This is a genomic window from Streptomyces sp. JLSY215, from assembly GCF_059682825.1.
On sequence record NZ_JCASPU010000002.1, the window covers coordinates 56446 to 68370 of the forward strand.

Sequence of the window (11925 nt, forward strand, 5' to 3'; positions counted from 1 at the left end):
TGATACCTCGGCGGTCTACGGTGCGGGCTTGTACGCCACCATCGTCCGCGGGCAGCCGTCTGCGATCTGCTTGAGCTTGGCCTTCTCAGCGCGGTCCGAGGTGAGCTTCCAACGGAGCTTGGATGCGACCCAGTCAGCGGCGTAGGTGCAGGTGTCGTTCTTGGCCGGCGGCATCCACTCGGCCGGGTCCTTGTCGCCCTTGCTGCGGTTGGAGCCAAGGCTGACCGCGATCAGGCTGCGCGCTGCGTCGAGGTCGTTGGAGTAGGCCTCGCGGCGGTCGGCACTCCACTTCGAGGCACCCGAGTCCCAGGCCTCGGCGAGGGGAACTACGTGGTCGATGTCGAGCTGGCGGGCGTTGGTGAGGGTTTTGCCGTCGTAGGCCGAGCGCCATGTGCCGCCGGTAAGACGGCAGCCCGAACCCTGCTGTGGCTTCTTCACCGCCTCAGCGATCAAAACCTCGGATCGGGTGTTGCAGCCGTCGTGGTCGGCGTCGATCCACAGGTGAAACTTGGTCCGCTCGTAGCCGGTCCGGGACTCCGTCGCAGTCTTCAGCCGGCCCATCGCGTCCGCCAGCCGGTGCCCGCCGCCCTTCCCGTCAGAGGCTCCCGAGCTCGGCGCGGCCGACGGCTTACTGTCCTCGCCAGGTGCCTTCGTCGTGCAGGCGACTGCGGACAGCAGCACGAGCGGACAGGCCAGCGCAGCAAGGCGACGTGTGTAAGGCATCGAACCCCCGGGACGGTGAGAGAACGTCAGGTTCCTGGCGTCTACCCAACCTCCGGGCCGTCGAGCGGTGTGCAACTGCTCGCCGGAGCACCGGGCCTACTCATCTGGGTGATGTTCGCGATCACGGCGAACTCCGCCGGGCCCCCGCGGCGTCTGCCGTGCCATGAAGATCTCCGAGGGACATGTCAGCGAACCGGGCCTGGTCGTGGTCGACATCACCGCCGCCGACGAGGAAACCGCCACCCAGGCGGTGGACGCGCTGGGCGGGCTGTGGCTCTCCAGCGGCCCCTCCGCACCCAGGCGCACCCCCGGCCAGCCCGGCGTCACCGTCCGCGCCTACGCCGACCTGCGCCGCGCCCCGCTGACCGGCGGCAGCTTCGACCCCGGTGCCCCGTAGCCACCCGCGAGCCGTCCCCTGCATGTCGCAGGTTTGAGGCTATTGGTACGACTACTCACTCCCGAAGGTGACCGCCCCGGGCATTCCTCAACATGCGGTGCCGGACCAGCGCTATCAACACATCGTGATCAAAACGACTATGCGCGCCCTCGCCGCCGCAGCCCTCGCCCTGCTGCCCCTGGCCGCAGCCACCCCCGCGCACGCCGCCACCATCAGCCTCCACGACGGCATCGAAGCCCTCCCTCAGGCCGCCGAAGTTCGCGACGGCTACGAGCGCACCAAGTTCCGGCACTGGGTCGACCAGGACAAGGACGGCTGCAACACCCGATCCGAGGTCCTCATCTCCGAATCCCGCGTCCCGGTCGAGACCGGACCCGGCTGCAAGATCCTCTCGGGCGTCTGGTTCAGCTACTACGACCAGCAGACGGTCACCGACCCCAGAGGCCTCGACATCGACCATATGGTCCCCCTCGCCGAAGCCTGGGACTCCGGGGCCTCCCAGTGGACCGCCGCCCGCCGCCAGGCCTACGCCAACGACCTCGACGCCGAACGCAGCCTCGTCGCCGTCACCGCGAAGACCAACCGCTCCAAAGCCGACCAGGACCCCGCCCAGTGGATGCCGCCGGCCGCCGAGGCCCGCTGCACTTACATCGCCGACTGGGTCGCCACCAAACTCCGCTGGAACCTCACCATCGACCACACCGAACGCAACGCCCTCCGCGACCTCGCCACCACCTGCCCCGACATCGACCTGGACTACGACCCGGTGTAAGCAGCCCGGCCTCCGCACACCACCCGACGCCCTGCTCTCCCTGCGCCGCGGGTCTACGACCAAAGCCCAACAAAGCCCTGTGGCAGCAGGTAGTGATCAGCGAGCATGGGGGCATGCCGCGCACGCTGAAACTCACGGGAAAATGGAAGAACATCACGTTCGAGGAGCTCGAGGACTTCGTCCGCGCCGCCCAGGACGCGGGCGTCCACCGACACACGGAAATCACCGCCGAGGTCAGCAGCAGCGGGAAGATCAAAGAGCTGGAGATCGAGATCGACTAGGACCTGTCCGGCCGATCAATCCGGGCTCAGTCTTCTGCAATCCGCACTGTCAGGGTGCTGCCGAGCTGCCTCTGTCGGATCAGACAGCGATCGGCTTGCGGTAGCGGACGTGCTCGTTCCGGCGCCGGAACCCTACGCTCTCGTAGAGGTCGTAGGACCGGTGCGGATTCGCAGTCCCGGTGTACAACCGGGCGGTCTCCGCACCGTGCTCGCGAAGACATCGCAGCCCGTCCAGCAGCAGGGCCCGCCCAAGTCCCAGACGCCTTGACTCTGCCCGGACGCTCAGTTCTTCGACTTCGCCCACAGCGGGGTCGTGCCGACGGATGGAGCACAAGGCGACCCCGGCCATACTCTCCCCATCCCAAGCAGCCCGCCAGCAGGTCGGGTCGGCAGTAGCGAGGAAGCTCTCGAACGTCCACCTCTGGGTGAAGGCGGCATCCGCATACGAATCAACGACCGTCTTCCAGGCCGCGCGGTAGCTGCTCGGATCGACCGCACCGACTCGGATGCGGGCTGGCAACGGCTTGCCGTCGGAGAGCTGTCGCAGATCGGACAGCTCCAGCTCTACCAGGCTGAAGACACGCCGGTATCCCGTTTCGAGCAGCAGCGCCGTTGCCTCCTGTTCGGAGGCCATGGCGTTCGCGCCGATCACGGCCGTCTGCGCGGTTCCATGCTGCTGCACGAGCTGGCGGATACGGCTTTCTGCCCAGTTGAGCATGGCCGAGCCGATGCCCTGGCCGCGGTGCTCGGGCAGCAGGTAGCCGCGGTGCAGGTACAGCCATGTCCCGTCCCGCTCCTGCCACCACCTGATCGTCGAGTAGCCGACGACGCCACCGTCGTGCTCCACCAGGACCTGGTTCTCGGATGGGTCGTCCAGCTTGGCGCAGGATTCGGCGATCTCGGCTGCCGTCGGGATTCCTTCCACAACCGAGCGGGCGTCGGTCCGATCCCGCTGGGCACAGCCCAGCCGCACAGCGGCCATCGCGCCATGGTCGTCGTGGCCGCGATACGGCCGGAAGACGTAGCCAGGCAACCGTTCCCACGATGCAAGGCCACTGCCGCTGTTCACGTCCACATCAATACCCGCGTTACGTTGGATATGCGGTGTCATCGATCACGGAAGCGTAGGCCGTGCTGATCAGACGGCAGAACTCGTTTTCCGGAGCATGACCGTTCGCGGGGACTTGACGGACGAGGCGTGGGACCGACTGCGGCCGTTCCTGCCCGTGAGCAACGGCCGGTGCGGCCGGTGGCGGGACCACCGCCAGGTGATCGACGGCATCCTGCATCGGATACGGACTGGGGTGCAGTGGCGTGACTTGCCGGAACGCTTCGGACCGTGGAAAACGGTCTACGAACGGCACCGGCTGTGGTCGGCTGACGGGACATGGGAGCGCGTGCTGCAGCAGGTCCAGGCCGCAGCCGATGCGGCGGGTGAGATCGACTGGGACATCTCCGTGGACTCCACGACCGTGCGCGCGCACCACCACGCTGCCGGCGCCCGCACCGACCCACCACCAGCCCCGCATCAAAAGGGGGCCACAACGGCAGAACACCAGGACGAAACGCCGTGGCAGAACCTGCACGGCCGCCTGGTGGAGGTGGCGCATCGGGTGAGGGCCTGGGCCGCTCGCGCGGTGGCTTCACCACGAAAGTCCATCTGAGCGTGGACGGACGCTGCCGTCCGCTGTCCGTAGTCGTCACGCCGGGGCAGCGGGCGGACTGCACTCAGTTCGCACCGGTGCCGGAGAAGATTCGCGTCCCAGGACGCGGGCGCGGCAGGCCGCGCAAGAGGCCGCAGAGTGTCGCGGCCGACAAGGCGTACAGCAACGGGCCCTGCCGCCATTACCTGCGACATCGAGGCATCCGGCACACCATTCCGGAGAAGACAGACAGCCAGGCTGCCCGCCTACGCAAGGGCTCACGAGGCGGACGGCCCCCAGGCTTCGACGAAGAGCGGTACAAGAAACGCAACACCGTCGAGCGAACGATCAACCGACTCAAGCAGGCACGAGCAGTCGCCACCCGCTACGACAAGCGGGGCTACGTCTTTCTCGGCACCGTCACCGTCGCAGCCATCGTCATCTGGCTCCGCACGTGATCGCCCGGACAGGTCCTAGCGTGCCGGGCGCCAATGACGCAAACCTGCTTCAGCCTGCGCTGGAACTAACCTCTCTTGCCCCGACCAGCTACGACGGCGGCCTCGCGCCGGACGGCATCGGTCTTAACCCGTGGGAGCGGCGAGCAGAGGGACGGCAAGGCGCTGGATGGCAGCGTCAGACGCGGTCCGTAACGGCCAGGGCATCGCGTGCGGGCCTTGCGGGCCGGCCCCAGAACGCAAAGAGGGCTCCTGCGTGCCGCATTGCTGCGGCACGCAGGAGCCTTCGTGTGGGTGGCGTCACGCGCCGACGGCGCCGGTGATCGCTGCGAGCGTCAGGAGGGTGAGGCCACTGATGATGAAGTCGACGGCGAGGCGGATGCGGCGGTACTTGGCGGCGGCGAGTTGGGACAGGACGCCGATCTGCTGGGCACGGCGGTCTTCGGCGAGCTGGGTGCAGATCTGGTCAGGGGTCAGGCGTGCCCAGTGGGGCCAGGAAGCGCGGTCGTCGCCGCGGGTATAGGGCCGGACCGCCAGGAGGAGCAGGAGGGTCGCGGCCAGTACAGCGGCAATGCCCGGCACACCGATGAGGATGGCGCCCGTGGGCGGGTGGATGTCGGGGGTGATGCTGGCGAGGCCTGCGAGCAGCGCGCCGGTGAGAGCCAGGAGCAGGGAGGCTTTGCTGTCGCAGCGGCCGAGCTGGCTTTCCAGGGTGGTGACTTGGGCTGTGAGGTTGGCGTCGGCGCGGGCAGCAGGTGATAACGCCGTCAGCTGGGGCGTGTCCTCGTGGCACGGGCAGCGCGGGTCGTACAGGCCTTGGTTGCCGAGGCGGCCGCTGCCGCCGCAGTCGGTGCACGAGCCGTTGGCGCCCGGGTCCAGGGACCAGGAGTGGCCGCAGGTGCGGCAGCGGGCGCAGTCGGCGCTGTCGTCGGTATGGGGGATGGGCTGGCCGTAGTCCTCGGTGTCGGGGGACTGGCAGGCCGGGCAGCTGCGGAAGACGGTCATGGGGCCTCGTTCAGTGGTGTGAGCTGGGTGCGGACGTGGTTGAGAACGTGGGGCGGTGGGCGCCACAGGCCGAGGGCGCCGGTGCAGGGCACGGGCAGTGGCAGGGGCTGGATGTCGTTGAGGAGCCAGTGGTGGTGGTCGGCCATGGCCCAGGGCGTGCAGGGGCCGTCGTCGGGGTGGGATCCGGCGAGGCGGGCGACGGCGATCACCGCGCCGGTTTCCAGGTCCATGCCGCGGACGGCGGCGGCGACGAGCGACTCCCGCAGGGCCGCGCGGTCGAGGCGCAGGCCGACGTGGATGAGCACCGGAGCGGACCAGCACCGGACGGGACGGCTGCGGTTCTCGATCGTTTTGGCTCCGGCGGCACTGCAGGCGGCATAGGGCTGTTTCACCGTCAGAGCGCGTACGTCGCCGCTGAGGTCGTAGATCGTCATGGGCGTGGTTTCCGTGGAAGCGGTTGGATGGGAGGAGTTCTCGCGGCCGCCCTGCGGGCAGCGGCCCTCGGGTTGCCCGGTCCTTTGTCGATGCGCGGCCACCCGGCGGTCCCGACCCCTGCCGGTGTGGCTGGGGCCGGGTCGTTCAGAACGGAGGCTCGTCCGGCCAGGCCGGAACGGGCAGGAGCCGGATGCGCAGCTCGCGCCGGGGGGCCCAGCAGCCGCACGCTTCCATCTCCGGATTCGCGCCGCCGACCCACCAGCCGCCCGCGCCCCGGCAGTCGGAGCAGGAGCGGCGGGGTCGGGGCGTCAGCTCGATGCGGTGCCGGTCGGCGTACAGCTGCCAGTGGCCGACCTTGAGCGTGGCGGCGGCCGCGGCGACCGTGACCGGTAAAGAGACCGCCAGCAGCAGGGCGGTCCGGCACGGCATCACCATTCGCGGTGCCGCACTTCGCCGGCGGCGTCGGTGAACGCCTGGGCGATCGTCCTGCGGTACAACGGGCGACCGCCGAGGTTGGCGTCGCGATACCAGGTGGTCACTGTCCAGCCGGCCATCCTCACCGGCTGCGCCTCGTCCGGCAGAATCACGGACGCATTGGTGTGCTCCGGGTATGTGGTCTGGGCGAGTCCCTGACGAGATACGAACACAATCGACTCCTTTCGAGTTAGGGCTGGAGGGCCGCGGTGGTGGCCCACAGAGCCGTCAGACCGGCGGTGGCGAGGGTGAGCCAGGCCAGAGCGCCGGCCCACAGGCGGTGGCCCATTCCGTCGGGGTCGCGGAGGTCGGCGTAGGCGTCGGCGAGGCGGGTCTGGAGGGTGGCGAGCGGGCCGAGGTCGGTGTACCAGCGGCCGCGGCGGTCGACTTCGCCGGCCTTCTCGCCGTCGGGGAAGTGGCCGCCGTGGAGCGTTTCGCGGTGGCTTTCGCCCTCGGCTTTGAGCTCGGCACGGGTCCGGCAGAGGGGGCTGGTGGTGCGGCAGACGGGACAGCGGTAGAGGTACCGGCGCATGGGATCGCTTCTTTCCGGCGGGTATGTGGCGGCCCTCCATGGCGGGTGCCAGGAGGGCCAGAGGCGAGTGGTGTGTGACGTTGGGTAGTCAGTAGGGGCTGGCGGGGGGATCAGCGGCGCTGGTGTTTGCTGGGGGCGGGGAAACGGCTCTGAGTGGGGCTCTGACGGCCCGTTTCGGGGGTGTGTGGATCTGATCTGTCTGATCCGTTTCCGCAGGTGGTGATTGGTCCTCTTGATCTGCCGTCGACCGTCGCCGATCCGTCCCCCGGACGGATCGGCGACGGGTCGCGGACGGATCGGCGACGGATCGGCGGGCGCCGGGTGTGGTGACGTTGCGTGTCAGTTCCGGTAGGCGTCGAGGGCTTCTTCGACGTCCGTGAGGAGGTAGCCGGAGGGCGGGGTGTCCTTGTCGAGGTCGGTTCGTCGGACCGTCTTGAGGGTGCTGATGCCGGCCTTCTTCAGCTCTCGGGCGATCTTCTTGGCTCCCTCACGGCGGCGGTCCGCGGGCTCCCTGCCATCCCACTGACGCCACTCGGGGCCGAAGTGTGCGAGGTGGTCCAGGACCTGATCGGTGAGCAGGAAGTCAGGATTTTCAGCGGCCTCGAATGCCTCCCGGAACGCCCGCAGGATCAGCGGCAGATCCGCCGGGCCGCGGGCCTCGGGCTCGTCGTCGTCCTCGGCGACCATCTTCAGCAGCTTGGGCCACGGCACGTAGTGGAGGTACTCGTCCTCGTCGGCGAACTTCAGGCCCGGCGGGTTCGGCGAGCTGAGCGCGGCATCGATCGAGGCCTGGTCGACGTCGACCAGACCGGCGGCCAGCCGCTCGGCCGCACGCCGGCCTCCCTCGTCGTCAGGAATGAAATGCCACTTGTGGAGCATGGGGTCCTCGGACAGGCCCGGGGCCCCGACGATGTACGTCTGGGCGCAGTGGTTGAGTTCGCTGCCTGACTTCGGGCGCAGCCGGTGTGGCAGGTACCCGAAGTCGGCTGCGCCGCCTCCCAGGGCACCGACGGTGTCCACTGCCCTGCAGGCGCCGAGAATCTTCAACGCCGGGTGTTCGGCGATGTTGCTGCCGAGCAACTCCTTGGTCGCCCCCTGTGCGGCGAAGATGATCCAGATGCCTTCCTTTCGGCCGACGAGCATCAGCTCGGCGATGATCTGCTTGCTGCGCTTGGTGAGTTTGGGGAACTCCTCGATGAACGCGATGACCGCCGGGTGCTCCCGGGTGCACTGCCAGTTGTCGCCCATGCCGAGCTTGCGGCGGATGCGGGCGCGGCCGGTGGCCAGGCGGTAGAGCGACAGCAGGGCGAACTCGATGTGGATCGGGTGTGTGATGGGCAGCTTGATCGCGTCGGTGAACTGGCCCGGTCCGTCGCCGGACGGGTCCAGGAAGACGGTGACCGCGTTGTGGGCGGCGGTGGTCCAGTCGAGCAGGTCCCGCATGATGGTGGATTTGCCGCCGCCGGAGCGGGCGATCACCTCGCCCATCAGCTCGGCGAGGGAGAAGGAGAGGTCACTTCCGTCCGCGCTCATCCCGAAGACCCCGGCGGCGTTGATGTCCACCGAGTGCGGGGCCCGGTAGGGCGGGGGCTTCATCTCGCCGAACAGGTCACCGGTGACCACCCGCAGCAGGGCCTCGGCGGTGCGCTTGCGGTTGGGCTCGAGGATCACGTCGCCGTCGCCGACGTCGAACCGGGTCTCCAGGGCGCCGAGCTTGTCGGCGATGGCAGCCGGGGTGCCCTCGGACACCCGGACCACCGTCTCCCAACCCCATGGGTAGGACACGGCCTCGCCGACGTGGGCGAGCGGCATGCCCTCGATGCACAGGGCCCGGCGAACGCACTCGGTGGCCATCTCGGGGGTGGTCGCGGCGCGGATCGGGAAGGGCTTCCCGTCGTCGCCGGGGAACAGCCCGGCTGGGGTTTCCTCGGCGACGGTGGCGTCCTCGGTGACCCCGGGCAGCGGTTCCAGCTCCCGGGGGCCGACCAGCTCGGCGGGCAGGGCCCGCTGCGTCAGCGCCAGCGGGTGACGCCCCAGCCACCAGGCCGCACCGGCCAGCACCGGCACCGCCACCAGGCCGGCCAGCGGTGCTGCGAGGACGACGCCGAGGGCGGCGGCCCCGGCGGGCACGATGACGCCTACGAACCGCCCCAGGGCCCGCACGGTGCGGAACTGGCGGATCTGGTCGCCAGTGGGCTGGGCGCCTGCGACATCGAACGGGATGCGTGTGAGCGCCTTGCCAGCGGTGCGGCGCAGCTTCAGCTCGGTGGCGACGTCCTTCAGGCGGCGGCCTTCTTCGGCGGTCAGGCCGTAGTCGACGGCGTCCCGGGTGAGCTTCTGGGCCTTCTTGCCCAGGCGGTTGATGTCGGCGGTGATGTCCTCGCGCTGCTCGACGTAGGTGTCGAGGTGGCGCTTGACCAGGCGGCGCCGGATCTCCTCGCCCGACATGTAGCCGAGCGTCGTCCAGTGGGCGACGGCGGCCCGCGCGTGGCGCAGGCCGGGCAGGGTGTGACCGGCGATGGCGCGCAGGACGATGGCCGCGGCCCGCACAGCGGTGTGGGCGGGCCTGCGACGGTCGTGTGTACCGGCGGGCTGCTCCTGGTCCTCGTTGGGGCGGGGGCCGGGCTCCTCGTCGTCGACGAATTCGGCCCAGACGTATTCACCCTCGTAGGGGGCGACCTCGCCCCGGGGGGTGGGGTGGTGGGTGGTGCTCACTTGTGTCCTCCGTGGTGGGCGGGTGGTCCGGGCTGGGGCGGCCCGCCACACCTCAGCGAGGTGTGGGGGACCGTCCCGGCCCGAATCAGCCGCCGAAGAGCCACAGGCCGACGTTGTTGGCGGCCAGGACCGCGCCGGCGACGAAGAACCCGGTGAACCCCAGGCCGGTGCCGTAGCAGATGCCGACACCGGCACCGATGATCATTTCCTTGCGGTCCTTGGCCTTGCCCTTGGCGGCGAAGAGCTTCACGGCGTACCAGGCGATGCCGCACAGCCCCACGACTGCGCCGCCCGCCGAGACGGGGGTGATGGTGGTGCGCGGAGGGTGCGGTGTGGTCTTGGCGCCGGCCACGCCCTGTACGGCGGCTTCGCCGCCCGCGTTCAGACCGTGGCGCAGGGCTCCGGCGATCTCACCGATGATTCCGGCGGAGTTGACCGTGACGAGCAGCACGAACACCCCGACCAGGATCACGGTCCACTTCTCGCGCAGCCACTTGAACTTGAAGCCGGCGACGATGACGACGGTGCCGATCGCGGCGAAGGCCAGGGTGCCGAACCCGGCGTTGGCACCGGGGTTGTCGAAGATGTTCATGGTCAGAGGGCTCCTGTCAGGCGGTAGACGACGAAACGCCAGGTGGCGACGGTCAGGCCGCAGATGGCGGCCCAGATGGCGGGGCGGGTGATGACCCAGCCCAGACGTGAGGTGATCAGGCTCCAGGCGGCGCGGGCAGTGGCAGCGGCCACGCCCCACAAGGCCTTGCACAGGAAGCCGAAAGCGCCGGATGCGTGCTTGCCGACGAATAGCGGCCCGACGAAGGCCAGCGTCATTCCGGCGGGGACGAAGACGGCGCCGAGGCTGTAGGTGCGCACCGCGTCGGCGACCCACACGGTCGCGGTGTGATCGCCCAGGGGCGCGGCCGTGGCAACTGCGATGCACAGCAGATTCCTTTTGATCTGCAGACGACCCCAGTCGACTTTGTTGCCCTCGGAGTCCCACACGGCGCTGCGCTCGATGAGGGCGGTGGCCACATCCGTCCAGCCGAACCCGAACGCCCCGGAGATCGCGGCCTCCACGCCGCGGGAGGCGACCTCGGTGACGTCGAACCGCCGCTGCTCGGACGGATCCTCGGCGTCGGCGTCGTCGGCGCCGACGGTGGGCTGGGCGGGGATACGCGGCGGTGGAGCGGTGGGCGGGACGGTGCCGGTGATGGGGCACACGACATAGGTGTCGCCGGCGAGCGCGCAGCCTTGGCGGATCGGGCAGAGCGCGCAGCAGCCGCCGTCGGTCGCGCCCAGGGGCCAGCTGGTCTTGGTGAATGAGGGCGGGGCGTCAGGCACGGCGCGCCTCCGGGACGGTGTGGGCGCGGCCGTCGACCGCCGTCTGCAGACGGATCGCAGTGGAGCGTTCGTTCTCGTCCGGCGCGGCCGGGGAGGTGAGGACCGGCTCGGCCGGCTCGAAGGTGGGCGGCAGCTGCGGCGGCACGGCGGCCGGGCGGGGCGGGGCGGGGTGGCCGGGCAGCAGGGTGCGGGTCGCCGGCTGATCGGTGGCGGCGAGGCGGCGCAGGTGACGCAGGCGGCGGGGACGGCGGATGAGCAGCAGGCAGGCCAACACGAGCACTCCGTCTGGGACAGGCGCAGGCCCGCACCAGGGTCGGTGCGGGCCTGCAACGTTGGGTGGCGGGTCAGGTGGTGCGATTGCGGTTGCGTGCGCGGTTGCGGGCACGGGCGCGGGAGTCGGTGCGGGGCATCGCGACGCGGAACCCGCAGCCCTGGCGCAGCGGGCAGCTCGCGCAGGTGGTCGCCGCCTCGATGCGGATCTCGAGGGGCGCGCGACCACTGTCGGCGACGTCGAACACGTCGCGTTTGGTGGTGCAGGAGGCGGCGCCGCTGCTGGTGGGCAGGACCGTTGATACCGCGGCGAGCGTTCGCTGCTCCTCACGGACCCGCAGCGTCTTGGGCGAGGCCTTCGCGGTCTTCGCGCTCATCGGCCCCACCGACCCCTGAGGTCCTGCCGGGCGCGCTCGGCGTTCTCCCATGCCTGGCCCTGCCGGTCCGCGGCCCGCGCGTTGCGGCGGTGGCCCTCCAGCCGCTTGCGGGCGGCCTTGTCGGAGGCCGACTCACGGTCGCCGTAGGTCGTCGACGCCAGCTGCCGGTCGTTGCCGACGAGGCCGAAGAACGCCATCAGCGTGCCTCCCGCTTCTGCGACTTGGGCGTGGCGGGGACCGGCTTGGGCTCGGTCTTGTAGTGGCCGCCGCGGGACGCCTGGTAGGTCGTCTCGTGGCGGGAGTCGGGGCGACTGCCGGGGGCGATGGAGATGCGGGGAAATGCCATGCTGAGTCAGCTCCTTGCGAGCGAGAGGCCGCGCGGCGGCCGGGCCCTGCAAAAGCGGGCCGCCGCGCGGTCGGTGAAAAGGGACGTGCGCCCGGCCAGGCCCTGCAAAAGCGGGCCGGGCGCACGGTGGCCGCCTGGCGGCCGTGGCCGGCCCCACACCCG

Annotated in this window: 18 protein-coding genes; 4 read left to right on the forward strand and 14 right to left on the reverse strand. The window is 70.1% G+C overall.

Annotated features, from left to right (window positions below):
• Window positions 1-15: 15 nt before the first annotated feature.
• On the reverse strand, window positions 16-723 hold the full coding sequence (locus AC5677_RS41160; protein WP_497197029.1) for an HNH endonuclease family protein: 708 nt from the start codon (window positions 721-723) through the stop codon (window positions 16-18).
• Window positions 724-886: 163 nt separating this feature from the next.
• Between AC5677_RS41160 and AC5677_RS41165 the strand changes: the two genes are divergently transcribed.
• The 3 genes from AC5677_RS41165 (at window position 887) to AC5677_RS41175 (ending at window position 2173) form a co-directional block, all read left to right on the forward strand.
• Window positions 887-1120 carry a DUF6207 family protein gene (locus AC5677_RS41165; protein WP_497197030.1) on the forward strand — a complete coding sequence of 78 codons (234 nt, stop codon included), beginning with the start codon at window positions 887-889 and terminating at the stop codon, window positions 1118-1120.
• A gap of 124 nt (window positions 1121-1244) precedes the next feature.
• On the forward strand, window positions 1245-1892 hold the full coding sequence (locus tag AC5677_RS41170) for an HNH endonuclease family protein (RefSeq protein ID WP_497197031.1): 648 nt from the start codon (window positions 1245-1247) through the stop codon (window positions 1890-1892).
• 113 nt (window positions 1893-2005) lie between these two features.
• On the forward strand, window positions 2006-2173 hold the full coding sequence (locus AC5677_RS41175; protein ID WP_497197032.1) for a hypothetical protein: 168 nt from the start codon (window positions 2006-2008) through the stop codon (window positions 2171-2173).
• Between the two features lie 79 nt (window positions 2174-2252).
• Here AC5677_RS41175 and AC5677_RS41180 read toward each other — a convergent pair whose 3' ends face one another.
• Entirely contained in the window at window positions 2253-3248 is a 996-nt protein-coding gene (locus AC5677_RS41180) for a GNAT family N-acetyltransferase (RefSeq protein ID WP_497197128.1), read from the reverse strand.
• Between the two features lie 91 nt (window positions 3249-3339).
• Between AC5677_RS41180 and AC5677_RS41185 the strand changes: the two genes are divergently transcribed.
• Window positions 3340-4274 (forward strand): IS5 family transposase gene (locus AC5677_RS41185; RefSeq protein ID WP_497197033.1). Its coding sequence is split into 2 segments (ribosomal slippage): window positions 3340-3678 and window positions 3681-4274, totalling 933 coding nucleotides; the frame shifts between segments, so codons are not numbered across the junction.
• Window positions 4275-4571: 297 nt separating this feature from the next.
• Here AC5677_RS41185 and AC5677_RS41190 read toward each other — a convergent pair.
• From AC5677_RS41190 to AC5677_RS41245, 12 genes are all read right to left on the reverse strand, one after another.
• Window positions 4572-5276: a Pycsar system effector family protein gene (locus AC5677_RS41190; RefSeq protein ID WP_497197034.1), complete on the reverse strand. Its 705-nt coding sequence runs from the start codon at window positions 5274-5276 to the stop codon at window positions 4572-4574.
• Window positions 5273-5710, reverse strand: coding sequence for an ASCH domain-containing protein (locus AC5677_RS41195; RefSeq protein WP_497197035.1), 438 nt, complete (start codon window positions 5708-5710; stop codon window positions 5273-5275). The genes AC5677_RS41190 and AC5677_RS41195 overlap by 4 nt, the downstream gene beginning before the upstream one ends.
• Before the next feature lie 145 nt (window positions 5711-5855).
• Complete coding sequence (locus AC5677_RS41200) at window positions 5856-6140, reverse strand: hypothetical protein (RefSeq protein WP_497197129.1); 285 nt, start codon at window positions 6138-6140, stop codon at window positions 5856-5858.
• Window positions 6140-6358: a hypothetical protein gene (locus AC5677_RS41205; protein WP_497197036.1), complete on the reverse strand. Its 219-nt coding sequence runs from the start codon at window positions 6356-6358 to the stop codon at window positions 6140-6142. Before AC5677_RS41205 ends, AC5677_RS41200 begins: the two co-directional genes overlap by 1 nt.
• A gap of 17 nt (window positions 6359-6375) precedes the next feature.
• A complete protein-coding gene (locus AC5677_RS41210; protein WP_497197037.1) occupies window positions 6376-6717 on the reverse strand; it encodes a hypothetical protein in 342 nt (113 codons plus the stop codon).
• A 339-nt stretch (window positions 6718-7056) separates the two neighbouring features.
• On the reverse strand, window positions 7057-9432 hold the full coding sequence (locus AC5677_RS41215; protein ID WP_497197038.1) for a hypothetical protein: 2376 nt from the start codon (window positions 9430-9432) through the stop codon (window positions 7057-7059).
• An 85-nt stretch (window positions 9433-9517) separates the two neighbouring features.
• Window positions 9518-10024, reverse strand: coding sequence for a hypothetical protein (locus tag AC5677_RS41220; RefSeq protein ID WP_497197039.1), 507 nt, complete (start codon window positions 10022-10024; stop codon window positions 9518-9520).
• Window positions 10025-10026: 2 nt separating this feature from the next.
• Window positions 10027-10770: a hypothetical protein gene (locus AC5677_RS41225; protein WP_497197040.1), complete on the reverse strand. Its 744-nt coding sequence runs from the start codon at window positions 10768-10770 to the stop codon at window positions 10027-10029.
• Complete coding sequence (locus tag AC5677_RS41230) at window positions 10763-11044, reverse strand: hypothetical protein (protein ID WP_497197041.1); 282 nt, start codon at window positions 11042-11044, stop codon at window positions 10763-10765. The genes AC5677_RS41225 and AC5677_RS41230 overlap by 8 nt, the downstream gene beginning before the upstream one ends.
• 70 nt (window positions 11045-11114) lie before the next feature.
• A complete protein-coding gene (locus AC5677_RS41235) occupies window positions 11115-11417 on the reverse strand; it encodes a hypothetical protein (RefSeq protein WP_497197042.1) in 303 nt (100 codons plus the stop codon).
• Window positions 11414-11614, reverse strand: a complete 201-nt coding sequence (locus tag AC5677_RS41240) for a hypothetical protein (protein WP_497197043.1) — start codon at window positions 11612-11614, stop codon at window positions 11414-11416. The genes AC5677_RS41235 and AC5677_RS41240 overlap by 4 nt, the downstream gene beginning before the upstream one ends.
• Complete coding sequence (locus tag AC5677_RS41245; protein WP_497197044.1) at window positions 11614-11763, reverse strand: hypothetical protein; 150 nt, start codon at window positions 11761-11763, stop codon at window positions 11614-11616. The genes AC5677_RS41240 and AC5677_RS41245 overlap by 1 nt, the downstream gene beginning before the upstream one ends.
• Between the last annotated feature and the right edge of the window lie 162 nt (window positions 11764-11925).